Annotated in this window: 24 protein-coding genes; 12 read left to right on the top strand and 12 right to left on the bottom strand. The window is 71.5% G+C overall.

The genetic code is table 11. The features are described 5' to 3' along the window. The first annotated feature begins 28 nt into the window (after nt 1–28). The 5 genes from RAH40_RS17520 (at nt 29) to RAH40_RS17500 (ending at nt 4083) form a co-directional block, all read left to right on the top strand. Nucleotides 29–583: a plasmid pRiA4b ORF-3 family protein gene (locus tag RAH40_RS17520; RefSeq protein ID WP_306598882.1), complete on the top strand. Its 555-nt coding sequence runs from the start codon at nt 29–31 to the stop codon at nt 581–583. A 53-nt stretch (nt 584–636) separates the two neighbouring features. Then, nucleotides 637–1230, top strand: coding sequence for an RNA polymerase sigma factor (locus RAH40_RS17515; RefSeq protein WP_306598881.1), 594 nt, complete (start codon nt 637–639; stop codon nt 1228–1230). Then, complete coding sequence (locus RAH40_RS17510; protein ID WP_306598880.1) at nt 1227–2027, top strand: anti-sigma factor; 801 nt, start codon at nt 1227–1229, stop codon at nt 2025–2027. The genes RAH40_RS17515 and RAH40_RS17510 overlap by 4 nt, the downstream gene beginning before the upstream one ends. A gap of 59 nt (nt 2028–2086) precedes the next feature. After that, nucleotides 2087–2818, top strand: a complete 732-nt coding sequence (locus RAH40_RS17505) for a hypothetical protein (RefSeq protein WP_306598879.1) — start codon at nt 2087–2089, stop codon at nt 2816–2818. Nucleotides 2819–2913: 95 nt separating this feature from the next. Beyond that, nucleotides 2914–4083: a phospholipase D-like domain-containing protein gene (locus tag RAH40_RS17500; RefSeq protein WP_306598878.1), complete on the top strand. Its 1170-nt coding sequence runs from the start codon at nt 2914–2916 to the stop codon at nt 4081–4083. Here RAH40_RS17500 and RAH40_RS17495 read toward each other — a convergent pair whose 3' ends face one another. Then, nucleotides 4084–4563: a DinB family protein gene (locus tag RAH40_RS17495; RefSeq protein ID WP_306598877.1), complete on the bottom strand. Its 480-nt coding sequence runs from the start codon at nt 4561–4563 to the stop codon at nt 4084–4086. A gap of 24 nt (nt 4564–4587) precedes the next feature. Next, nucleotides 4588–6183 (bottom strand): methyl-accepting chemotaxis protein, encoded by a 1596-nt coding sequence (locus RAH40_RS17490; RefSeq protein ID WP_306598876.1) that lies wholly within the window; start codon nt 6181–6183, stop codon nt 4588–4590. 87 nt (nt 6184–6270) lie between these two features. Between RAH40_RS17490 and RAH40_RS17485 the strand changes: the two genes are divergently transcribed. Continuing rightward, entirely contained in the window at nt 6271–8004 is a 1734-nt protein-coding gene (locus RAH40_RS17485) for a protein kinase (protein WP_306598875.1), read from the top strand. Here the strand turns inward: RAH40_RS17485 and RAH40_RS17480 are convergent. From RAH40_RS17480 to RAH40_RS17445, 8 genes are all read right to left on the bottom strand, one after another. Continuing rightward, on the bottom strand, nt 7996–9198 hold the full coding sequence (locus RAH40_RS17480) for a PilZ domain-containing protein (protein ID WP_306598874.1): 1203 nt from the start codon (nt 9196–9198) through the stop codon (nt 7996–7998). The genes RAH40_RS17485 and RAH40_RS17480 overlap by 9 nt on opposite strands. A gap of 90 nt (nt 9199–9288) precedes the next feature. Continuing rightward, complete coding sequence (locus tag RAH40_RS17475; RefSeq protein ID WP_306598873.1) at nt 9289–9879, bottom strand: 1-acyl-sn-glycerol-3-phosphate acyltransferase; 591 nt, start codon at nt 9877–9879, stop codon at nt 9289–9291. A 13-nt stretch (nt 9880–9892) separates the two neighbouring features. Further along, nucleotides 9893–10648, bottom strand: coding sequence for a hypothetical protein (locus tag RAH40_RS17470; RefSeq protein WP_306598872.1), 756 nt, complete (start codon nt 10646–10648; stop codon nt 9893–9895). 37 nt (nt 10649–10685) lie between these two features. Continuing rightward, nucleotides 10686–11897 carry a (Fe-S)-binding protein gene (locus tag RAH40_RS17465; protein ID WP_306598871.1) on the bottom strand — a complete coding sequence of 404 codons (1212 nt, stop codon included), beginning with the start codon at nt 11895–11897 and terminating at the stop codon, nt 10686–10688. After that, entirely contained in the window at nt 11894–13282 is a 1389-nt protein-coding gene (locus RAH40_RS17460) for an FAD-binding oxidoreductase (protein ID WP_306598870.1), read from the bottom strand. Before RAH40_RS17460 ends, RAH40_RS17465 begins: the two co-directional genes overlap by 4 nt. A gap of 9 nt (nt 13283–13291) precedes the next feature. Beyond that, nucleotides 13292–14695, bottom strand: coding sequence for a DASS family sodium-coupled anion symporter (locus RAH40_RS17455; RefSeq protein WP_306598869.1), 1404 nt, complete (start codon nt 14693–14695; stop codon nt 13292–13294). A gap of 118 nt (nt 14696–14813) precedes the next feature. Then, the gene (locus tag RAH40_RS17450; protein ID WP_306598868.1) at nt 14814–15551 is read right to left on the bottom strand and encodes a LytTR family DNA-binding domain-containing protein; all 738 of its coding nucleotides are present in this window, start codon (nt 15549–15551) and stop codon (nt 14814–14816) included. Continuing rightward, a complete protein-coding gene (locus RAH40_RS17445) occupies nt 15548–16837 on the bottom strand; it encodes a LytS/YhcK type 5TM receptor domain-containing protein (RefSeq protein ID WP_306598867.1) in 1290 nt (429 codons plus the stop codon). The genes RAH40_RS17450 and RAH40_RS17445 overlap by 4 nt, the downstream gene beginning before the upstream one ends. A gap of 188 nt (nt 16838–17025) precedes the next feature. On the opposite strand from RAH40_RS17445, the gene RAH40_RS17440 reads away from it, so the two are divergent. Beyond that, a complete protein-coding gene (locus tag RAH40_RS17440) occupies nt 17026–18195 on the top strand; it encodes a Fic family protein (protein ID WP_306598866.1) in 1170 nt (389 codons plus the stop codon). Here RAH40_RS17440 and RAH40_RS17435 read toward each other — a convergent pair whose 3' ends face one another. Then, on the bottom strand, nt 18196–18378 hold the full coding sequence (locus RAH40_RS17435) for a hypothetical protein (RefSeq protein ID WP_306598865.1): 183 nt from the start codon (nt 18376–18378) through the stop codon (nt 18196–18198). A gap of 318 nt (nt 18379–18696) precedes the next feature. Then, nucleotides 18697–19653 (bottom strand): DUF3187 family protein, encoded by a 957-nt coding sequence (locus tag RAH40_RS17430; protein WP_306598864.1) that lies wholly within the window; start codon nt 19651–19653, stop codon nt 18697–18699. Between the two features lie 232 nt (nt 19654–19885). Here RAH40_RS17430 and RAH40_RS17425 point away from each other — a divergent pair, with 232 nt between their 5' ends. From RAH40_RS17425 to RAH40_RS17405, 5 genes are all read left to right on the top strand, one after another. Continuing rightward, a complete protein-coding gene (locus RAH40_RS17425; RefSeq protein WP_306598863.1) occupies nt 19886–20665 on the top strand; it encodes a transporter in 780 nt (259 codons plus the stop codon). Nucleotides 20666–20693: 28 nt separating this feature from the next. Beyond that, nucleotides 20694–20921: a FeoA family protein gene (locus RAH40_RS17420; RefSeq protein WP_306598862.1), complete on the top strand. Its 228-nt coding sequence runs from the start codon at nt 20694–20696 to the stop codon at nt 20919–20921. A 4-nt stretch (nt 20922–20925) separates the two neighbouring features. Then, nucleotides 20926–23109 (top strand): ferrous iron transport protein B, encoded by a 2184-nt coding sequence (feoB, locus tag RAH40_RS17415; protein WP_306598861.1) that lies wholly within the window; start codon nt 20926–20928, stop codon nt 23107–23109. Then, a complete protein-coding gene (locus RAH40_RS17410) occupies nt 23106–23240 on the top strand; it encodes a hypothetical protein (protein WP_306598860.1) in 135 nt (44 codons plus the stop codon). The genes feoB and RAH40_RS17410 overlap by 4 nt, the downstream gene beginning before the upstream one ends. Nucleotides 23241–23346: 106 nt before the next feature. Next, on the top strand, nt 23347–23616 hold the full coding sequence (locus RAH40_RS17405) for a hypothetical protein (RefSeq protein ID WP_306598859.1): 270 nt from the start codon (nt 23347–23349) through the stop codon (nt 23614–23616). Nucleotides 23617–23627: the final 11 nt, after the last annotated feature.

The raw sequence follows: 23627 nt of genomic DNA, 5'->3' as shown, positions 1-23627 counted from the left end.
GGGCCGTCACTCATCACCGGGGGTCGCCATGCCTGCGAAGGATCCAAGGGACGCGTTCCAGCTCAAGATCCTCCTGGCCGACACGAAGCCGCCGGTGTGGCGACGGCTCCGGGTCCCGGCCTCGATCAGCCTGGCCCGGCTCCACCGGGCCATCCAGGCCGCCTTCGGGTGGGAGGACGACCACGGCCACGTCTTCCGCATCCGGGGGGGCGAGTACGGGCGCAGCGGCTCCGAGGCCGCCTTCGACCTCCGGGGCGAGCGCGCCTCCCTGGCGGGCCTGGGGGTCGAGCCGGGCGAGACCTTCCACTACGAGTACGACTTCGAGGACGCCTGGACCCACGTGGTGACCGTGGAGGACCGCCTCCTCCTGGAAGCCCCCCTGCGGGGCCCCTCCTGCCTGGGAGGCCGCCGGGCCTGCCCCCCCGAGGGCTCCGGGGGCCCCTTCGCCTTCCGGGACAGCCTGGCCGCCGCCCAGGATCCCAGCCACCCGGAGCACGGCCAGGCCCTGGCCTGCTTCCCCCGGGGCTGGAAGGCCGAGTCCTTCGACCTCAAGGCCGTTCAGGCCGCCCTGAAAGAAGTCTAGTACGCGGGAACATCCCGGCCCATTAGACTGTCCAACATATGAGCCGGCGTTCGGTGGATGAGGGGAGCGGGGATGCGGAGCTGGTCGAGGCCTGCCGGGCGGGGGATCCCGACGCGTTCGGGATCCTCGTGCGGCGCCACCAGAAGGCCATGCTGAACCTGGCGTACCGCATGGTGGGCAACTACGAGGAGGCCTGCGAGGTGGCCCAGGACGCCTTCGTGGCGGCCCACCGGGGCCTGCCGCTGTTCCGCTCCGAGGCGCGCTTCACCACCTGGCTCACCGCCATCACCCTGAACCTGGCCCGGAACCGCATCGCCCAGCTGGCCTCGCGGCGGCGCAGGGAGGCCTGCTCGCTGGACGCCCCCATCCCCACGGCCCGGGGCGACGTGTTCCCGGACCCGCCGTCCGGGGCCCCGAGCGCCCTGGACAACCTGGAGGCCCGCGCCCTGAAGGCCCAGGTGGAGGCCTGCGTGGGCGAGCTCCCGGTGGACTTCCGGGAGGTCCTGATCCTCCGTGACCTGCAGGACCGCTCCTACCAGGAGATCGGCACCGCCCTGGAGCTGAAGGAGGGCACCGTGAAGTCCCGCCTGGCCCGGGCCCGGGAAGCCGTGAAAGCGTGCCTGCAGCGCGCCCTGGGGGCCCCATGAGCGCCTGCCGGGACTTCCGCGACCTCCTCTCCGCCCATCTCGACGGGGCCCTCGCCCCCGCGGAGGCGGCGGCCCTGGAGGCCCACCTGGCCTCCTGCGGGGACTGCGCCCGGGCCCTCGCGGAACTGCGGGAGACGGTGGCGCGCGTCCGGTCCATCGAGGCCGTGGAGCCTCCTCCCGGGTTCGCGGAGGGGGTCCTCGCCCGGGTGGCGCCCAGGCGCCGGCCCCTGGCCACGCGGCCCTGGGTCCAGGCTGCCGCCCTGGTCCTGATCTGCTTTTCCGGGTACGTGGTGATGCGGGTGGCCGCGCCGGCCCGGGGCATCGTCCCGCCCGCCGTGCCGGAGGCTCCCGCTCCGCGGGAGGCGGCCCCGGAGCCCGCGGCGAAGGAACGCGCCGCCCCGGCCCCCAGGCGGGAGCCGGCGAAGAGGAAGGAGGCGCCGCCCGCGCCGCCTCCGGCGCCCGCCCCGCCCCCGCCGGCCGTGGCCTCCGGGGCCGCCGCCCAGGACCGCATGGAGAACCGGGCCCTGAAGGCCTCGGCGCGGTCCGCCGTCGCGGAGGCCTTCGCCCCGGCGCAGGTCGCCCTCCGCCTGGAGGCCCCCGGGGCCCGCACCGCGGCCCTGGAGGCCCTGCGCACGTGCGGGGGCGCACTCCTGGCCTCGGGAGCGCGCTCGGTGTCGGCGCGCATGGACAGCCGCCGCCTTCCGGAGCTGAGGGCCCTGCTGGAGAAGGCCGGCAAGGTGGGCGGGGAGCTCCCCGCCCAGCCGCCCCCGGAGGTGGTGGTGACGATTTCCTGGTAGGCGGGGGAACTTTCCCCGGGGCGCCCTTGTCCAACAGAGCGGCATCCGAGGAGGACCCCATGAGAACCGCCATCCCATTCGCCCTCGCCGCAGGCATCCTGGCCTGCCCTTCCCAGGCCCGCTCCGTGGGGCAGGCCGTCACCGTCGAACTCCGCATGGACGACGGGCGCACCGTGAACCTCTACCCCGCCCCCGGCCGGAACCGCGCCTACGCGGAAGCCGTGAAGGGCGCCGGCTACCGCATCGTGGTGCGCAACACCACCTCGCGCCGGGTGGGCCTGGTCATCGCCGTGGACGGCCGCAACATCGTCTCCGGCGCCAAGTCCTGGCTGCGCAACGACGAACGGATGTACATCCTGGAGCCCCACGCCACCCAGGAGCACGCCGGGTGGCGCACCGGCCAGGACCGCATCAACCGGTTCTTCTTCACCACGGCCGACGATTCCTACGCGGGCCGCTTCGACGACACGTCGGCCATGGGCGTGGTGGCGGTGGCGGTGTATCCCGAGGTCCAGCCTCCCCCCTGCCCCCTTCCGGCCACCGCCGGCGCCGCGCGGAACCTCGCCCGCAAGGAGAGCCGGGACATGGCCTCCGAGGCGGCCGCGGGCACCGGCTACGGGCGGGAGGAATACTCCCCCTCGCGCGTCGTGGCCTTCGAGCCGGAGGCGGCGGCCCTGGAGAAGACCTGCATCAAGTACGAGTGGCGGGACACCCTCCGGCGCCTGGGCGTGGTCCGGGACGGGAACCGGCTCTGGGACGGCGGATACGCGCCTCCGCCCCCCCGGGGCTGATCCCGGCGGATCCGGGAATCCCGCCCGGAATTCTCCTCATTCAACCTTTTTCGCGGAGATTCCGTCCAAACTGGGTGATCCCCCTGTGAGGCCCCATGCCCCGACGATTCCCCTTCCCTTCCGCCCTGCTCGCCCTCGCCCTGCTCCCGGCCTGGGCCCAGGGGCCCACCCGGCTCATCCAGTCCATCCCCCGGGAGACCCCCCTGGCCCACCCGGACCTGGCCTTCGCCAAGGACGCCTGGATCGAGGTCATCCGAGGCGCGAAGAGCCGCCTGGACTTCGCCGAGTTCTACATCGCCCAGGAGCCCGGCGGGGCGCTGGAGGAGGTCCTCCAGGAACTGGAGCGCGCCGGGGCGCGGGGCGTGAGGATCCGCTTCATCCTTTCCGGCGGGCGCATGCTGGAGCAGGACCCCGCCTCCCTGGCCCGCCTGCGCAAGGTGCGGAACCTCGAGCTTCGGGTCTTCGACCTCAAGGGCGTCTCCACCGGCATCCTCCACGCCAAGTACTTCCTCGCCGACGGTCGGGAGGGGGTGCTGGGCAGCCAGAACTTCGACTGGCGCGCCCTGGAGCACATCCACGAGCTGGGCATCCGCACCACCGACCCCGCCCTGGTGGACCGCCTCCAGGAGGTCTTCGAGGTGGACTGGCGCTTCGCCGGGGACAAGAGCCTGCCGCCGGCCTCCAGGCCCGCCGCCGCAACCCAGGGCTCCGCCGAGCTGGTGGCGAGCCCCCCCTTCCTCTCCCCCGGCACCGTCCGCCCCGCCCTGGGCGCCCTGGTCCAGCTCCTGGGCGAAGCCCGCTCCAGCATCCGCATCCAGCTCCTCACCTACTCCCCCGTCGCCCGCGGCCACTACTGGCCTGCGCTGGACGGCGCCCTGCGGGCCGCGGCCGTGCGGGGCGTGAAGGTCGACCTGCTGGTCTCGGACTGGGTCTTCAAGAGCCGGGGCCTCGACCACCTCAAGTCCCTGGCCCTGATCCCCAACATCGACGTGCGCATCGCCTCCATCCCCGAGGCGTCCACCGGCCACATCCCCTTCGCCCGCACCGTCCACAGCAAGTACGTCGTCCTGGACGGCGCCACCCTGTGGGTGGGCACCAGCAACTGGGAGGAGGACTACTTCGAGGCCTCCCGCAACGTGGAGGCCATCCTGCGCCAGCCGGCCCTGGCGAAGCAGGGCGGGGAGATCTTCGAGAAGCTCTGGACCAGCGGATACGTGAGGAAGCTGGAGCCGATGAAGGCCTACACGCCCCGGAAGGTCGACTGACTACACCGCCCCGGCCTTCCCCGCCAGGCGCCTGAGGAGCCCCAGCTGCCCCAGGTGGTAGGCCTCGTGCCACGCCAGGAAACCCACGAGTCCGGCCACGTCGTTCGTGCCGTCGGGCAGGGTGCGGCCGACGGGTTTGGCCAGCATCTCCTCCGTCACCCCCTCCCAGGCCCCGGCCATGGCGGCGTTGGCGGCGTGGAAGGCGGCGACCATGGCCGCGGCATCCAGGTCGGCGGGCAGATCCGCGGGCGAGGTGCCCCGGGCGAAGAGGGCCTCCCAGGGGGCCGTCTCCACGGGCAGGCCCAGCGCGGCGGCCACCCGGTTCCGGTACGTGGCGAGGTGCCCGACCAGCCAGCGGGGATCGTGGCCGGCGGCGTCGCGCACGGCCCATTCGGCGTCGGTGAAGTCCCCGACGAGACGGTCCAGCATCGCGTTCCCGGCCTTGTAGCTCCGGGCGGCGGTCGCAATCACGGGCAGCATGGGCACCTCCTTGGCTGTACGGAATCAGGCTAACCGGAATTTGCCGGTGAGGCGGTGGAGATCCCCGGCCTGGCGGGCCAGGTCGTCGATGGTGCGGGAGGTCTCGTGGAGGCTCGAGGCCAGCTGGACCGTGGCCGAGGCGTTCTGCTCGGTGAGCTGGGCCGTGGTGCTCACCGCCTCCACCACCTCGTTGCAGGAGAGGGTCTGCTCCTCCACCGAGGTGGTCACGCGCGCGGCGCCCGTGGACAGGTTGCGGATGTTGGCCTCCATGGCCACCAGGATCTCCCTCACCGCGGCGGTGGAGACGGCGCCGTCCTTGACCCGCCCGGTGCTCTCCTGGATGAGCTGGCTGATCTCCTTGGCCGCGCCGGCGCTGCGCTCGGCCAGCTTGCGGATCTCCTCGGCCACCACGGCGAAGCCCTTGCCCTGGGCCCCGGCCTTGGCCGCCTCGATGGCGGCGTTCAGGCTGAGCAGGTTGGTCTGGCGGGCGATGTCGGCGATGACCGAGGTGATGCGGCCGACCTTGGCCGAGCTCTCCTCGATGGCCTCCATGGCCTGGGAGGAGCCCCTGGCGCAGTCCAGGCCCCGGGCGCTCATGGCAAGGGACTCCTGGGAGAACCGGTCCGTCTCGTGCGCAGTTCCGCGCACGTCCGTGATGGAGCTGGCCACGTCGTTCAGGGCCGAGGTGGACCGGTCCATGGCGGCGCGCTGGTGCTCGGCGCCCCTGCTGATCTCCTCGGTCGCGCCGTTGAGCTGGTCGGTGGTGGCGGCCAGTTCCGTGGCGCCGCTGGCCACGCGCTCGGCGATGCCGGCGAGGGTGGAGATGTCCTGGCGCAGGCCGCGGGTCAGGTCGTCGAGGCTCCCGGCGATCTCGGCGAACTCGTCCCGGGTGTCCACCTTCGGGGAACGGGTGAGGTCGCCCCCGCCCACCGCCACCAGGGCCGTGCGGATCTCCGCCACCGCCGCGCCCACCTGCCGCCCCACGACCACGGTCATGACGATGCCGGCGAGGATGGCCACCAGGCTTCCCGCCAGGAGGTAGAGCTGCATCCTGCCGGCGAAGCCCGACGTGAGGCGGACGTCCTCCCGGGTGCGGGCGTCGATGGCCGCCAGGGTCTTCTCGAAGCCCTCCCGCCCCAGGCGCTGGTCCTGGACGTTGGCCTCCATGAGGCCCGGATCGAACCTGGCCGCCGCCTTGGCCTTGGCCAGGGCCTCGGGGAACCCGGCGTCGTATTTCCGGATGGAGGCCAGGCCCTGGGTCACCAGGGCCTTCTCCTCCGGACCCCAGGCCACGGTCTCCAGTTTGGCCAGCTTGACCGCGGCCTTGTCCTGCAGCTCCTTGAGGCGCTGGCCGCGCTTGGCCTGGTAGGCCTCGTCCTTGGCCGCGGCGATGAGGGAGACGTGCACGGTACGGATCGTGTTCACGTCGTTGAGGGCGCTGGAGAGCATCCGGGCCTTGTCCAGGTCCGCCCCGGAGACCTCCAGGCGGCTCACGACCCGGTCGATGGTGAAGGCGCCGGTCAGGGCCACCACCGCCAGGAGGAGGACCTGGCCCGCGAAGAGGAACGCGAACTTCCCGCGTATCCTCAGACGCCCGAAAATCCTGACGAAAATGCCCATGGTCGGCTCCTGGTAAAGAACAGTTCAAGGTGGAAGAGGATACCTTTAACCGATAAATCGTGCATTCCCGTTTATCATTGAAACCGCATGATCAAGACCATCGGCAAATACGAAATCCTCCGGCTCCTGGGCAGGGGCAACATGGGCGAGGTGTACCTGGGCCGGGACCCGGTCCTGGAGCGGCCGGTGGCCGTCAAGACCATACGGCCCGGCGCGGCCTTCGAGGGGGAGGGCCAGGCCCGCTTCGAGCGGGAGGCCCGCGCCATGGCGGCCCTGAACCACCCCAACATCATCACCGTCTATGATTTCGGCATGGTGGAGGAGGTCTGCTACCTGGCCATGGAATTCCACGAGGGGGAGGACCTCGCCACCCTCATCCAGCGCGGCTCCCCGGGCCGGGCCGACCTGCTGGAGGCCCTGGCCCAGGCCTGCGACGGCCTGGGCTTCGCCCACGCCCGGGGCATCGTCCACCGGGACGTCAAGCCGGCCAACATCCTCGTGGGCGGCAAGGGCAGGCACCCCGTGGCCAAGCTGCTGGACTTCGGCGTGGCCAGCGTGGACCGCTCGAGCCTCACGGAGCAGGGCACCTGGATGGGCACGGTCAGCTACATGGCCCCGGAGTACCTGGAGAGCGGCAAGGCCGGCCCCGCCGCGGACATCTTCGCCGCCGGGGTCATCATCTTCGAGATCCTCTCCGGGGGGGACCGGCCCTTCACGGGCGAAGGCCCCACGGCCATCCTCAACGCCATCCTGCACAAGCCCCCCAGGGAGCTCGCCCCGGACCACCTGCATGGCGTGCCCCGGGCGGTGGTGGACGTGATGGACAAGGCCCTGGCCAAGGATCCCTCGCGCCGCTACGCCACCGCCGAGGAGCTGGCGGCGGCCCTGCGGGAGGCCCTCGCGGCCCCGGCCCAGGCTCCGGAGCCCCCCCAGCGCATCGTCGTGGGCAGGGGCGGCGGGGCCACCTGCCTCAGCCTCCGGGTGGCCCTGCGCCTGGCCCGGAGCGGGGCGGTCATCGAGGTCCTGCCCGGCGTCTACCGGGAGGCGGTCCTCGTGGACAAGGAACTCACCCTCCAGGGCTCGGGCGACCCGGCCCTCATCGTGGTGGAGTCCCCCGCGGGCCCCTGCGTCACCGTGGACGCGCCCCGGTGCGACGTGCGGGGCCTCACCCTCCGGGGCGCCGGCCCGGGACCGGCCGCGGACCTGCGCTCCGGCCACACCACCCTGGAGGCCGCGCTCGTCACCAGTCCCGCGGGCCTGGGCCTGCGGCTCCACGCCGGGGCGCAGGCCACGGCCCTGGACTGCGTCTTCGAGGACCACGCGGGCGGGTCCGTGGAGCTGGGGCCCCGCAGCTCCTCCCGGTTCGTGCGCTGCGAATTCAGGCGGAGCGCCTGTGCCGGGGTGCTGGCCCTGGAGGGCGCGCAGACCGCCCTGGAGGGCTGCCTGGTCACGGGCCACGCGGGGGCCGGCGTGCACGCCACGGAGGGCGCCCGGGTCCAGCTCGCCGGGTGCCGGGTGGCGGGGAACCCCGGGCTGGGCCTTTGCGCCGTTGACGGGGGCCGGATCGTCCTGGCCGCCTGCGAAGTCACCGGCAATGGGCAGCCCGGGCTCCTGCTGCACCGGGGCGGTTCAGCGCAGGTGTCGGGAACCCGGGTGGTCGACGGCGCCTCCCTGGGCATCGCGTGCCACCTGGAGGCCTCACTGGCCATGGACCACAGCCTCGTGCGGGGCAACGCCCCCGGGGGGCTGCTGCTGGCCGCCGGGTCCCTGGCCCCGGAGCTGGGCGAGGGCAACACGATCGAGGACGCGATCCTAAGGTAGGAGCTCTCCCCAGCCCGTCCCCTCCAGGGACAGGCCCCGGTAGGCGGGGTTCCCCAGGAGGTCCAGCATGGGATCCGCCTTCCGGGTGACGAAGGCGATGGGCAGCTCCCCGAAGGACCGGAGCAGCGGCTCCAGGTGCCGCACGGCGCCGACGGCCTCCAGGCCCCCGGCGAGGCTGGGCTCCAGGTCCACCAGGAGGAGCCGCACCGGCGCGGACCCCGCCTCCTTCCAGAGGCCGTGGGCCCCGAAGAGGTCCGGCGCGGCCTCGAAGCGCCAGTAGCCCGCGGCCCTCAGGTTCGCCTCCAGCCGCTCCCGGTCCTCGCCTGGGGGCCCCACCAGGAGGAGCCTGGCGCACCTGCGGTCCAGGGCGCCCAGGGCCTCCAGGCCAGGCGCCGCGGGGGCCGGAGGAGGGGCCTGGGCCCGGGCCGGGGCGCTGACCTCCAGGGGGCCGGCCTCCGGCCGGTAGCCGCCCGAGGACAGGCCGCTCTGGCGGTCCCGCAGTTCCAGGAACCGGGAAAGGAGCAGCTTGTCGGCCTCGCCCATGCCCATGAACTGGACGCCCAGCTGCAGCTCGGAGTCGGCCTGCTGCACCCGCACCACCTGGCCCCGGAGCTCCAGGTGCTCGCCCTTGGGGAAGCCGCTGACGCGCAGGAGGCTGAAGATCATCCCCCGGTCGAAGAGCACGGCGTGGGGCGGCAGGGGCATCCCGTCGTCGAGCCTCAGCATGCGGTCCACCCGGAAGGCCAGGCCCCCCATGGACAGGCTCAGCAGGGGTCCGGTGAGGCCGTGCCCCGGGACCTCGGAGTCCTGCCCGGCCACGTAGAAGTTCTCCCGGGGGCGGAAGGGGTAGCGCTTCCAGAGCCGCCGGTCCGACGCCGTCAGGGTCGCCGGGCCCTGGAAGCGGTACTGCAGATAGCCCTCCCGTCCCACGAACCGGATGCGCCCCTCCAGGCGCTTGCCCTGGGTGGCGAACACGAGCTCGAACGGCGCCCCCTCCGCCAGGGCCGGCGGCAGGGGCCGCAGCAGCTTGAGGACCAGGTCCCCGGAGCCGGCCTCCACCTTCAGCAGGACGGCGGTGTACGGCAGGGTCCGCGTGCCCTCCACCTTGATGGGGAACTCCGCTTCGGTGGCCATGAGGTCCCGGAGGGCCTCGGCGACGAGGGCGGGTTCCCGGATCTGGGCGCCGGTGGACATTCAGCCCTCCGCCGCCCGGGGCGTGGCATGGATCGGGGATTCCTGGATTCGCACGGTCTTACGATACCCCGCCGCGTCGCCTCGCGCCACTCACCGGGCCGAGTGGCCCTTGACGTCCTCGAAGGGCGCCCGGAGCAGGGGAAGGTCCCGCTCCAGGTCCCCGCTGGGGTGGAAGGGGGGCAGGAAGCGCACCACGTGCTCCGGGTAGTCCAGGGCCACCGGCAGGATGGGGACGCCGGCCCTGGAGGCGATGTGGTAGAACCCGGACTTCCACTGGCCCACCTGCTTGCGGGTGCCCTCGGGGGACAGCGCGATGTAGAGGGCGGGGGCCGCCTCGAAGGCCGACACGCAGGCCCCCACCACGCCGCTGGCGGCCCTGCGGTCCACGGGGATGCCGCCCAGCCAGCGCAGGAGCCCGCGGAAGGGGGGCTTGAAGATCGTGTGCTTGCCCAGCCAGGAGGAGCGCAGTTCCAGGGCCAGCACCACCGCCAGGCCCAGGGTGAAGTCCCAGTTGGAGGTGTGGGGCGCCACGATGACCACGGCCCGGGGGTCCTCGGGGAACCCGCCCTCCACCCGCCAGCCTCCCCAGGCCAGGTAGAGCTTTCCGAGCCACCGCCAGAGGCCGCCGCGGGCATGGCGGAGGGCGGCGGGCGGCGCGGGGAGGTCGGTCTGGAATCGCACGGTGGCCTCTCGTCTACAGCGTCTGGAGGGAGAAGGTCACGTCCAGGCGGATGGGGGCCTGGACCCTCATGCGCTCGGGCACGTGGAAGCGCCAGAGGAGCACGGTCTCCACGATCCTCGGCCAGGTCTCCGGGGGGCCCCCCAGGGGCGTGGCGGACAGCGGCACGCCGTCGGCGCCGATGGAGAGGCGCACGAGGACCGAGCCCTTGAGGCCCCGGACCGTCCCCTTCACCACCGGGATGGGCTGCAGGACGATGCGGAACTCGTCGTCGTCCACGGGCGCGGCCAGGATGCGCCGCACCGGGGCCGCCGCGGCGGGCCTGGAACCGCCGTCCCCCCGCGCCATGCCGTTGCCGCCCCGGGCCACGGGCAGGCCCTGGGGCACCTCCGGGGCGGCGGCTTCCGCCGGCAGGCCGCGAGGCTCCAGGTCCAGATCCGGCGTGAAGCTGGCTGCCCTGGGGAGGCTCGCCTGCAGCTTCTGGTATTTCAGCAGGTCCGGGTCCACCGTCCCCGTCCCGGCGGGATCCCCGGGGTGGGCGGAGGGCGGGGCCTCCCGGGGGGCGGGGTCCAGGACCTGATCCACCGCGAGCCGGACGCCCAGGACCCGGGTCCGTTCCACGCCGGCGGCGCGCAGGCGCGCCGCGCCGAGCGCCCACACCAGGGCCAGGGTCAGGCCTGCCGCGAGGGCCAGGCTCAGCCCCCTCCGGCTCTCCCCGACGCCGGAGAGGGCCAGCTCCAGATCGAGATCCGGCTCGAAAAGCTTTTCCATGGGTACATTAGGCCAGCAATCCGGGAATAATTCCTGTTCAGATCACCTGGCTGATATGCATGGCCTTGAACCTGCCGCCGCTGGCCTCCGCGGCCCGGGTGAGCTGGATGAGGCAGCCGGGGCAGGCCGTGACCACCACGTCGGCCCCGGTGGCCTCGATGTTCGAGGTCTTGCGGGCCAGCACCTGGGCGGCGGCTTCGGGGTGGTCCATGTGGAAGGTGCCGGCGCCGCCGCAGCAGGCGTCGGACTCGCGCATGTCCACGAAGGTGCCCGCGGCCTCCAGGAGCTGGCGCGGCTGGCGGCGGATCCCCTGGCCCCGCACCAGGTGGCAGGGGTCGTGGAACGTGTACGTGCGGTCCCGGCGTTCCGGGGACTGGTAGCCCATGCGCACGAGGTACTCGGTGAGGTCCAGCACCTTGGCGCTGAAGGCCGCGGCCCGGTCCCGCCAGAGCGGATCCTCCCGGAAGTGGGAGGCCAGGTGCTTGAGGGCCCCGCCGCAGCTGGCGCAGTCGGTCACCACCAGGTCGGCGTCCTCGAAGAGGGCGATGTTCTCCTTGGCCAGGTCCAGGAAGGTGGCGCCCATGCCGTGGGCCAGGTGGGGAAGGCCGCAGCAGGGGTTGTCCGGGGAGGTCACCTCGCCCAGGCCGCCCAGGAGCTTCAGGGTGGCCTCGGCGGCGTCCGGGAACATGAGCTTCATGCCGCAGCCCTGGAAATAGGCCACCCGGGCGTGGGTGCCCAGCTGCGCCGGGGACACCGGAGCCTCCCCGCCCAGGGCCGCGGGACCGGCGAAGGCGGCCAGGAAGGCCTTGCGGGGGAATTCCTTCGGGACCAGGGCCGAGGGGAGGAAGCGCAGGAGCCCGAGGCGCCGCAGCGCCCCCAGGGACAGGGCGCCCAGGCCCACCAGGGCGCGGCTGCGCAGCACGGCGCCCACCAGGCGGTACTTCGCGGTGGGACCGCCCGCGCGGTCCGTGAGGACCTGGCGTACCCGGATCATGGCCTCGTCGGTGGCCACCTTGTTGGGGCAGCTGTCGGCGCAGGCCCGGCAGAGCAGGCAGAACTCCACCGCCCCGCGCACGCCCGCGCCGGGCTCGAGGCCGCCCTCGGCCAGGCCCCGGGCGATGGCGTTCTTGCCGCGGGCGCTGGAGCGCTCCACGTCGCGCACCTTGAACAGGGGGCACACGGTGAGGCAGGTGCCGCACCGGTCGCAGCCCGCCACCAGGTCCTTGGCTTCCTTGAGGAGGTCGTTCACCAGATCTTCCCCGGGTTGAGGATCCCCTTGGGATCGAGGCCGGCCTTGATGGCCTTGAGGGTGCGCACGCCCGTTTCGCCCAGGGCCTGGGCCAGGTAGGGGCGCTTGGTGATGCCGATGCCGTGCTCCCCGGTCAGGGTTCCCCCCACGGCCAGGGCCGCCTCGAAGATGGCGTCGACCGCATGGTGGACCCTTTCGGCCTGCCCGGCGTCGGCCATGTCGCAGAGCACGGACGGGTGCAGGTTCCCGTCCCCGGCGTGGCCGAAGACCGGGATGAGGAGGTCGAACTTCTTCGCGATGGCGCCGATGCGGCGGACCACCTCGGGGAAGGCGTCCCGGGGCACGGAGATGTCCTCGCCCAGGCGGTTGGGGGCCAGGGAGGCCACGGCCGAACTGAGGCCGCGCCGCACCGCCCAGAGCTCGTCGCTCTCGGCCTTGTCCTTGGCCACCTTGAATTCGAGGCAGCCGCAGGCGGCGGCCACGTGGCGGATGCGCTCGTACTGGCCGTCCAGCGAGGCGGCATCCTCGCCGTCCACTTCGATGATCACGCAGCAGCCGGCGCCCGCCGGCAGGGTCATCTTGCGGTGCCTGGCCACGGCCTCGAGGCTGACGTCGTCCATGATCTCCGCGGCCGAGGGGACGATGTCCTCCTTCAGCATCCGGTGGACCGTGGCGCAGCCGTCCTCCATGTCGGCGAACATGAGCCGCAGCACCCCCCGCTGCTTGGGCAGGGGGATGAGCCGCAGCAGCACCTTCGTGATCACCCCGAGGGTCCCCTCCGAGCCCGTGAAGAGGCTCGTGAGGTCGTAGCCGGTGACGTTCTTGATGGCCTTCCCGCCGGTCTCGAGGATGGCGCCGTCGGCCAGGACCACCTGGAGGCCCATGACGTAGTCCCGGGTGACGCCGTACTTCACGGCCCGCATGCCCCCGGCGTTCTCGGCCACGTTGCCGCCGATGGTGCTGAACTTCCAGCTGGCGGGGTCCGGGGGATAGAAGAGCCCCCGGGCGGCGCAGGCGTCGTGCAGGTCCATGGTGCGCACGCCCGGCTCCACCGTGACCATCATGTTGGCCTCGTCCACTTCGAGGATGTCGGTCATGCGGTCCAGGGCGAGGGAGATGCCGCCCTCCAGGGGCACGGAGCCCCCGGTGCGCCCGCTGGCGGCGCCCCGGGGGGTGACCGGGATGCCGGCGGCGTGCGCCAGGGCCATGACCCTGGAGACCTCCTGCACGGTGCGGGGCCGCACCACCAGGTCCGGCTTGCGGGCCGGGACCAGGGGCAGGAAGGAGGAGTCGTAGGAGTAGCCGAACCGGTCCACCTCGCCGTCCAGGACGTGGTCCTGGCCCACGATCAGCCGCAGTTCGTCGAGAAGCGTGGTCACCGGCATGTCATTCTCCTACTTCGTGAGCCCGAGCCAGGTCCAGTACGTCAGGGCCATGACCGTCATGAAGACGGCCGCCAGCAGGCTCATCACGGCGCCGGTCTTCAGCATCTCCTTCGAGGTGATGTGGCCGCTGCCCATGGCCACGGCGTTGGGCATGTTGGTCACGGGGAGCAGGTACTGGTGGGGCATGTTGATGCCGATGATCAGGGCGAAGGCCATGGGGTCGGCGCCGATGGCCACGGCGTGGGCGATGATGATGGGTGTCAGGGCCGTGGTCTTGGGGCCGCCGCCGGTGAAGAACACCTGCAGGGCGGTGATGAGCCAGATGATGATGATCAGCTGGGCCACGTGGGGCAGGTGGATGAGGGGGCCGAGCATGGTCCCGGCCATCCACTTGGCCGCGCCCGAGGAGGCCAGGGCTGCGCCCATGGAGAGGCCCGCGCCGTACAGCACGAACACGTTCCAGGGCACCTTGGACTGCGCCTCCTTCCAGCCCATGATCCCCTTGGCGGGCCAGAGCAGGACGATGACGGAGGCCATGCCGACGATCACCACGTTGACCTTGTGGAAGGAGTCCGTGGCCCAGAGCACCAGGGTCAGCAGGAAGACCACCAGGGTGTACTTCTCGGCCTTGGAGAAGGGGCCCAGGGCCTCCAGCTCGCTCTTGATGTAGTCGTGGCCGCTGCCCAGGGTCTTGATCTCGGGGGGCCACATGAGGCGGAGGATGTAGACGGAGAGGAAGGCCAGCGCGAAGGCCGGCACGCCGCCCACCTTGAACCACATGGACCAGGAGATGGTCTTCTTGGTGGCGGCCTCGATGAGCCCGACGGTGATGGGGTTGCCCACGTGGGCGGTGAGCACGCCCATGCTCATCATGGTGCCGCTCATGGCGACGATGAACATGAGGGCCTTCATGATGTTGCTCTTGCCGTGCTCGGCGTTGAAGGCCTGCCCGATGCCCAGGATGATGGGCAGCATGAGCAGCGTCCGGGCCGTGATGGACGGCACCAGGAAGGTCATGACGGCCATGACCGCGGCGACGGCCCAGTAGATCTTCACGGCGCCGCCGCCGGCCATGTTCACCAGCGTCAGGGCGACCCGCTTGGAGAAGCCCGACTTCTCCATGCACCCGGCCATGATGAAGCCGATGACGATGAGCCAGAGCGCCGTGTTGGCGTAGCCCCCGAAGGCGTTGGGCAGGGTGGTGGCCTTGAGGGCCGCCAGGAGGAAGACGATGAGGAGGCCGCTGATGGCGTCCTCCAGGGCCTGGGTGACCCAGACGATGATGGCGAAGACCGCCACCCCCAGGGCCGCCTTGCTGGTGGGGGTCAGTCCCTTCACTTCGGGAGTGAGCCACATGATTCCGGCCAGGGCCGCGAAGGCCACGACGAGCGCGACGAGTTTCTTGCGTTCCACGTCAGATCCTCCTATGGGGCATGCCAGGGTGTACCTTCCATATCGGGCCACGGGAAGGTTCACGTCCAGCCTGGAGCCACCGGCGACCCTCCCTGGCGTACCAGCGGCCCGGATGCCGCTACAGGCCGAAGACGCTCTTCAGCCGGGGCAGGTACATCCGCCCCACGGGGATCTCGGCCGGGGCGCCGTCCCGCAGGGGCTTGAGGTGGATCAGGTAGGCGTGGTTGAACCAGGGGGTGAGGTTCGCGACCTGGTCGACGTTGACGATGTAGTTCCGGTGGCACCGCAGGAAAAAGGCGGGATCGAGCCGGGCCTCGAACTCCGTGAGGCGGGTGCGGGTGGGCCGGCTCCGGCCGTCCAGGGTCTCCAGGAAGACCTCGCGCTCCCGGGCCACGATCATCCGGATCCGGTCCACCGGCACCACGTCGAACCCGGTGGCGCCCTCCACGAGGATGGTGCGCGGGAACCGGGGCGCTTCGGCGGCGATGCGCCCCGCTCCGGCCATGCGGTCCCGGATGCGCAGGAGGTCCGCGGCGTCGAAGGGCTTCAGGAGGTAGTCCATGGCCCGGACCTTGAAGGCCTCCAGGGCGTACTGCGCGTACGCCGTCACGAAGACCACCCGGGGCGGCCGGGGCAGCTCCGCCAGGCGCGCCGCCAGCTCCAGGCCGCCCATCTCGGGCATCTGGATGTCCAGGAAGACCAGGTCGGCCCCCTCTTCTTCCAGGAAGGCCAGGGCCCGGGCCCCGTCGTGATAGACCCCCACCACCCAGGCCCACTCCTGGGCCTCCAGGAGGGTCTTGAGCTCGCCGCAGATCAGCGGCTCGTCGTCCACGATGACGGCCCGGAAGCGGCTCATGGCATGGCCTGGGCGGGGAGGGAGAGGCGGGCCACGGTGCCCCGGTCGGGTCCGGCACTGGAGAGCACCAGCCCCGAGGCGGGCCCGAAGATGAGGCGCAGGCGCCGGTGGACGTGCTGCAGGCCCAGGCCCAGGCCGGTCTCCGAAGGGGTGCCGCCCCGGAGGTTGAGGCGCTCCAGGTCCCTTTCCTCGATGCCCAGGCCGTCGTCCCGCACCTCGATCCAGGCGCCCTGGGCCTCCCGGCCCGCGCGAAGGGTGACGGTGCCCCCCTCGCGGCGGGGGCCGATGCCGTGCTTGATGGCGTTCTCCACCAGCGGCTGGAGGATGAACACCGGCAGGATCAGGCCCAGGAGCTCGGGCGGCACCTGGATGTCCCCCTGCACCCGGGTGCCGAAGCGGGCCTTCTGGAGGCTCAGGTAGAGCTCCACGGTCTGAAGCTCGTCGGCGAGGGTGGTCATCTCCTCCCCGCGGTCCAGGGACCGGCGCAGGAAGACGGACAGGTCCTTGATCACCGTGCGGGCCGCCTCGGGATCCGTGCGGGTGAGGGCGCCCACGGTGGTCAGCGTGTTGTAGAGGAAGTGGGGGTTCACCTGGGCCTTGAGCATCTGGAGCTCGGCCTGGGCCAGCAGGGCCTGCTGGGTGGCCTGGGCCTTCATCTTCTCCTGCTCCCGGTACACGTCGCGCACCACCAGGAGGAAGATCCCCACCGCCGCCGCGTTGGCGAGGATGGTGGGGATGGCGATGGTCCGCTCCAGCTGCCAGGCCTGGGCGAAGGGCTTGGACATGAGCAGGATGCACGCCTTGAGGTTGAGCTCGGCCAGCACGGCCGTTCCCAGCGCCACGGGCACGGTGATCCGCCGCGCCCCCAGGCGCCGGTAGACGAGGCCGCTGATGAGGCCCGCGAGGACGTTGGAGACCAGGGCGGCCAGGGCCGTGTAGCCCCCCATGGAATAGCGCACCGCCCCGCCCAGGAAGCCCGCCCCGATGCCCACGAGGGGCCCGCCGATGAGTCCCCCGGCGATGGGCCCCACGATGCGGGTGTTGGCCAGGGCGCCGTGCACCGGGATCCCGATGAAGTTGCCCGCCGCCGAGAAGGCCCCGAAGACCAGGGCCAGCACCAGCTGGTCCTTGGCCCGGTAATGGGAGTCGGTGATGGCCCGGCGCACGGAACTCAGCCGGGTCACCAGGTAGGCCCCGAGCCCGTTGAGGGCCAGGTTCCGGGTGATGTCCCACACCAGGGCCCCGTCCAGGAAGCCCAGCACCTTGCCGGTGGCCATGGACATCATGGCCGGCCCGGGAAAGCAAGGGGTCCGCGTGGAGGCATGTTGGATTATCCATTAAATGCGCTGGAAAATCTCCCATTGGGTTGGGCCGGGTGATTCGATTAGGGGCCAGAAACGACTCAGCATTTTACTTAAAATAAGATCGATCGCGATTCAATTAAGGGCCAGAATTGAATCAAGGCGGTTCAACCATGGCCAGGGCCAGGACCGGACACACGTTCATATGGGAGCTCCCGGGTTGGCCTGCGCTCGCGTGGGATTCCTTACGCTTGTCCGGCCCGCTGGATTCGGCCCGCCGCGCCCAGGCCGAGCTGCTGGGCGTCGTGAGGGCCATCGGGGGCTTCGCCGCGGGTGAAACGGCGGTGGAGGCCATGGCGCGGGAGGTGGTGAACAGCAGCGCCATCGAAGGTGTCAGCCTCGACCTGGAATCCGTCCGGGCCTCCATGATGCTCCGCCTGGGCGTCGCGACGAACCTCGCACAGGCCACCGGCAGCCTGCGGCGGGTCGACCCGGTCGTCAACATCCTGGCCGAGGCGGCGGAAGGCTGGCGATCGCCCCTCACCCTCGAACGGATCTTCGGGTGGCACCGGGCCCTCTTTCCCAGGGGCGTCCCGGACGGCCTCCGGACCCTCCCCGCCGGCGAGCTGCGAGGAGACTACCCCATGGTCGTGGCCACCCTCGGGCGCCGCCCGGGAGAACCGGAGACGGTCCACTTCGAGGCCCCCGGCCGCGCGGGGCTGGAATCCGGCCTCGAGACCTTCCTGGACTGGTTCAACCATCCTCCCGAGGGCCTGAACGGCCTTCTCCGCGCGGGCCTCACGCACCTCTGGTTCGTCACCCTGCATCCCCTGGCCGACGGCAACGGCCGGCTCGCCCGGACCCTGACCGACCTCGCCCTCTCCCAGGACGAGCGGCTCCCGCGGCGCTTCTATTCCCTGTCCGCCCACATCATGAGGAACCGGCAGGCCTACTATGACGCGCTGGAGCATGCCCAGCGCGGGAGCCTGGACATCACCGACTGGCTGGCCTGGTTCCTCGGGCAGGTGGAAGCCGCCACGGGCCAGGGCGTCCAGGAGGTGGGCCGGGTCCTGGCCCGGGGCCGGTTCTGGGCCGAGGTCCGCCGCCTCCCGCTCAACGAACGCCAGGAAAAGGTGCTCAGGAGCGTCCTTTCCCCCATGAGCGCCGACCTCGCCGTGAGCAACCGCCGCTACCGCGCCATCACGACGACCAGCCGCGCCACCGCCGTGCGCGACCTCGCCGCCCTGGCGGAGATGGGCCTGGTCGTGCCCTTCGGGGAAGCGCGGAGCGCCTCCTACCGGGTGGACCTGGACCGCTTCCTGCCGGAGGCGTTCAGAAGCTGATCAGACCAGCAGGCGGAAATTCCAGGCGTCCATCATCTCGGGCGCCTCGGTCTGCCGGGTGGCCGGGGACGGGGTGCGGGGGCCGGCTTCCGCCCCATCGCTTCCCGGCGTGCGGCCCTGGGAGCCCTGGCTGGCCTTCCGGGCGTCCATGGGGGCTGAGGTGCTGCGGAGGACTGGGGACATGTGAAACCTCGCTGGTGGGAATGGGATGAAAAAAAGCCCCGCGACCTTTCGGGTGCGGGGCGGTTGGGTTTCTTTCCTGTGCGTTCTAGAAAGCCCCCGCCCCGGGTCCGATAATTACGACCGTAATGAACAGGCTGGCAAGGGCGAGGACGGCCTCCGGCACGCGCGCTCCCCGGAGGCCGGCGTGAGCGGCGACGGGAGCGGAGGTGGAAGGGAGCTGCATCATGTGATTCAAGAAATAGGCCCTGCCTGGCCGCGTGTCAACGCGCGCGGGACATCCTGCGCGGAATGAATAGGTCCATAAGCAAAGCCAATGATTCAGGGCCGGAAGATGGCGAACACCGTGATATCGGGGTTGGTGAACGTGCCCGCGTCCTCGGAGAACCCGAAGCGCCACCTGGGCAGGGACCGGTGGCCGAGCACCCAGTGCTGCTGGACCCCGGGCCGGTCGATCCAGTCGACGCCCACCTTGTAGGGGCTCTGGTGGTACTGCAGGGTCACGTCCAGCGCGAAGCCCCGCCAGAAGCCCGGCCCGTCGTCCCGGAACCCGAGTCCCACCCAGGCCCGGCCCAGGGTGCGCCGGGGCATGGCCTGCCGGAAGGGGCTCCCCGCGGGCAGGCCCAGGTGCACGCCTTCGAGCTGGCCGTGCAGGGTCCAGCGGCCCCAGGCCCGCCAGCCGGCCACCCCGGCCATCTCGTTGATGCCCCCGTCCGTGGACCAGTCCCGGTCGCTGCCGGTGGGCAGCTGGACGCTGACCCCCACCCGCCCGCCGGCCTCGCGGTCCCCGAAGCCGATGGCGTAGGCCACGTCCGTGCCCAGGAGCCGGGTGGCCGGCCGCCGCAGCTCCGCCACGGTGCGCCCGTTCACCACCAGCTGGTAGTCGATGCGGTTCCGGGGCACCTGGTCCCGGCCCCCGTCGGGCAGCGCGAGGGCCTTGTGGAAGGTGGCCACGGCCTGGTCGCCGATCCCCCCGGAGCTGTTGACGCCCCTGAAGCGCACATTGACCCGTCCGGGTCCCAGGCGCCAGGCGAGGTCGGCGGTGAGCTGCCAGTCCTCGCCGTCCAGGGCCGCCCGGGACCGCCCGTCCAGGCTGGTCTCGTTTCCCGTGGCCAGGAACTGGCTGCTGGCCTCCACGGCGAACGCGTTCACGCCCTCGGGCAACGGCTCTGGGAAGATGCGGAACCACACCGCCCGGTTGTTCATGGGCGTCTCCTGTCCCGCCGCGGCCAGGCCCGCCAGGGTCAGGGCCGCAGCACGCACACAGGTCCATGTCATGGGCCACCTCCGCATCCGCCGACACCGGCCCGCGCCGGGCGTCTCGACTAGCAGGTTAACGGCCCGGGGCCGCGGATACGAACCCTCGGCGCGCCCCTTCGGGTGGCCGGGCGTGTGATTGGGAGCACAAGGCGACCTTTGGGTCTTGTATTGGAAACGGAAAGATGGTGAAGTTGAGATTCAGTCGCTTTGGCTTTCAAACACCAACCACTTTCATTCCAGGAGATGCGCCATGAAGCGCCTCGGCATCGCTCTGTCCGCGTTCCTCGCCGGAACCGCCCTGGGGGCCCAGGTCCCCGATCCCGCCCCCAAGGCCTGCCGCCCCCTCTTCAGCACGTCCGCGGGGCTCACGGACCCGGGCATCGTGGAACTGGAGCTGGGGGCCCAGCGGATCTCCAACCGGGACGGATCGGAGGACCGGTTCGTGCCGACCCAGCTGAACGTCGGGATCAACTCCTGGTTCGACCTCCGCCTCGGCTGGAGCGGACCGGCGCTGCGGAAGGACTCCCAGGGCGAACAGAAGGCGGGCGGCAGCGACCCGGTGTTCGGCGGCCAGGCCCTGTTCCTCAGCCAGGCCAGGTCCGGCGTGGACCTGGGCCTCGCCCACTGGCACAAGCTGCCCCGGGCCAGCGTGGCCAAGGGGATCGGCACCGGCAGGCACGACGACACCCTGCTCGTCACGGCCTCCCGCACCCAGGGCCGCTGGGCCCTGGACCTGAACGCGGGCGCCAACTGGATCGGGCGCAGGTCGGGCGAAGGGCGGGTCCGGCAGGCGGTCGTCTCCCTCGCCGTCACCTACGCCGCGACCTCCGAATGGAACCTCACCCTGGACACCTACGCCCTGGCGGGGACGGAGCTGGGGCCCCAGGCGCTCAGCAGCGTACTGGCGGTCAGGCGCGACCTGACGCCCAGCCTCTGCGTGGACTGCGGGGTGGAAGTGGGCCACACCCAGGGCGCGCCACGCCTGTCGCTGAACGCGGGCCTGGTCTGGCGCATGGGCAGGATTTTCTGAAGAGGATGACGTGATGGAGGTTGCAGCGATGGAACGCTTGAGCGGGTACCGGGTCGGCCAGCGGGGCCGGGTGGGCAGGGTGGAAGGGGAGGAGGCCGTCCAGAGGCGGCTGCTCGAGATGGGCTTCATCCGGGGCGAGGAGGTGCGCGTGGAAAAGCTCGCCCCCCTGGGCGACCCCATGGAACTGGTGATCAAGGGCTACCACCTCTCCCTCCGCCGGGACGAGTGCGCCTGCATCCTCATGGAAAAGGAGTAGCGGCATGGCGATCGTGGCCCTCGCGGGCAACCCCAACTGCGGCAAGACGTCGCTCTTCAATGCGCTCACGGGCGCCCGTCACCACGTGGGCAACTGGCCCGGGGTCACGGTGGAAAAGCGCAGCGGCACCTTCGACGAGGCCGGGCTGGCCATCGAGGCGGTGGACCTGCCCGGCACCTACTCCCTGTCCGCCCGCAGCGAGGACGAGCGCATCGCCTCCAGCTTCCTGGCCGACCCGGCGGTGGACGTCATCCTCAATGTGCTGGACGCCTCCAACCTGGAGCGCAACCTCTACCTGACCACCCAGCTCCTGGAACTGAAGAAGCCCATGGTGTTCGCCCTGAACATGATGGACGAGCTCACGGGCAGGGGCACGCAGGTCGACCTGGAGGTCCTGGCCGCGCTGCTGGGCGGGCCCGTGATCGCCACCGTGGGCAACCGGGGCGAGGGCATCGCGGAGCTGAAGGCCGCCCTCCACAAGGTGGCCACGGGCCAGGACCCCTCCCTGGATCCCAGCCTCTGGCCCCCCCGGGTCACCTACGGGGAGGACATCGAATGCGAAGTGCGCCGCCTGGCCGAGGAGGTGCGCCGGGATGAGAAGCTCACCGGCGACCTGCCCGCGCGTTGGCTGGCCCTCCGGCTCCTGGAGGGAACCCGGGACGGCCTCGAGCAGGCCCGGGCCAGCCATGCCAGCCAGGCCATCCAGCAGCAGCTGGACGCCAGCCGGCGCTTCCTGGAAGGCCACCTGGGCGCCGACTGCGCCACCCTCCTGGCCGAGCGGCGCTTCGGCTTCGCACGGGGGCTGATGAAGGAGGTCCTCACCACGACGGACGGCGGGAGCCGCACCCCCACGGACCGCATCGACGCCGTGCTCACCAACCGGTTCCTGGGCATCCCCATCTTCCTCGGGCTGATGGTGGCGATGTACACCCTCACCTTCGTGGTGGGCAAGATCCCCCAGGACTGGATCGCGGGCGGTTTCGCCTGGCTCCACGACGCCGCCGCCGCGCGGCTCCCGGCCGGCGAGCTCACCAGCCTCCTGGTGGACGGGGTCATCCCCGGCGTCGGTTCGGTGGTGGTCTTCCTCCCGGTGATCATGATCCTCATGGGCTGCGTGTCCTTCCTGGAGGACACCGGCTACATGGCCCGGGCGGCCTTCGTCATGGACCGGCTCATGCACCTCATGGGCCTGCACGGCAAGAGCTTCATCCCCTTGATCATGGGCATGGGCTGCAACGCCCCGGCCATCCAGGCCACCCGGACCATCGAGGCCCGCAGCGACCGCTTCATCACCATCCTGGTCTCCCCGCTCATCTCCTGTTCGGCCCGGCTTCCGGTCTACATCCTCCTGGCCGGGGCCTTCTTCAGTCCCTTCCACGGAGCCCTGGCCGTGGTGGCCATGCACCTGCTGGGCTTCGTGCTGGCGATCGTGGCGGGCAAGGCCCTGCGCATGAGCCTGTTCCGCAACGAGAACACGCCCTTCGTCATGGAGCTGCCCCCCTACCGCCTGCCGGTGCTGCGCACGACCCTCCTGCACATGTGGGAGAAGGGCTCGGTGTTCCTCAAGAAGGCCGGCACCTTGATCTTCGCCGGAGCCACCCTGGTGTGGTTCCTCAGCAACTACCCCGGCATCACCAACCGGACCTGGGCCGCCGAGCTGCGCGCCCAGGAGCAGGCCGTCCAGGCCCTGCACCTGCCCGAAGCCCAGGAGAAGGAACAGCTCGAGGACCTGGCCTTCGCCCACCATGGCCGGATCATGAACTCCAGCCTCGCCGCCCGCTTCGGCCACGCCCTGCAGCCCGTGTTCCGCCCCATCCTCGACCCCGACCGCAGGCGCCCCGAAGCCTGGAAGGACGGCGTGGCCCTCACCGCCGGGTTCGTGGCCAAGGAGATCGTCGTGGGCACCATGGCCGTCGTCCACCAGGCCAAGGCCGAGGCCCCCGAGGGCCAGGAGGGCAGCCCCCTGCAGCAGACCCTGCGGGAGCGCTCCGGCCTGACCCCCCTGACCGCCCTGGCCTTCATGATCTTCACCCTCGTCTACACGCCCTGCCTGGGAACCGTGGGCATGATCCTCAAGGAGACCCGCAGCTGGCGCTGGACCGGGTTCAGCGTCGGCTACGGGCTGGTCCTGGCCTGGCTGCTGAGCTGGGGCACCGTGGTGGCGGGCCGGGCCCTGGGGTTCGCATGAGCGCGCAGGCCCTGGGGGTGCTCCTCGTCACCGCGCTGGCTGTCCTGCTGCTCGCCAGGAAGGCCAGGCGCAGGGGATGCTGCGGGGAAGCCTGCGCCTGCGGGAAGAAGCAGGGCCGCCGGAGCCTGTGATGGGAACCTCCCCGCCCGGAAGGGACGCCGGCCGGCCTCCGTGTATCCTGGTGGGGATGGTCACGCCCTTTGGAACGCCCCGGCACCCTGCGCAGGTGAACGCGCCATGAGACGCTGGGCGGCGATCCTCCTCCTGTGCCTGGCGTCCTTCTACCTGGGCGCCACGAGCCTGGACCCCTGCGCCGGGGGGAGCGGCGACGACTGCGCCCCGGTGTGCCACATCTCCTGTCCCGACGGCTGCGCCTCCGTCCCGGGGCCGGAAATCCCCGCTCCGCAGGTCCCCGATCCCCTGCCCCGTCCCAGCTACGAGGCCGAGCGGGCCCTGGACCTGGTGAGCCAGGTCGTCGAACCCGAGAAGACGCCGCCCCGGTCCTGAACGATCCGACG

The sequence above is a fragment of the Geothrix sp. 21YS21S-2 genome (assembly GCF_030846775.1).
Lineage (GTDB): Bacteria > Acidobacteriota > Holophagae > Holophagales > Holophagaceae > Mesoterricola.
This window is presented reverse-complemented; position numbering and strand designations above follow the sequence as displayed.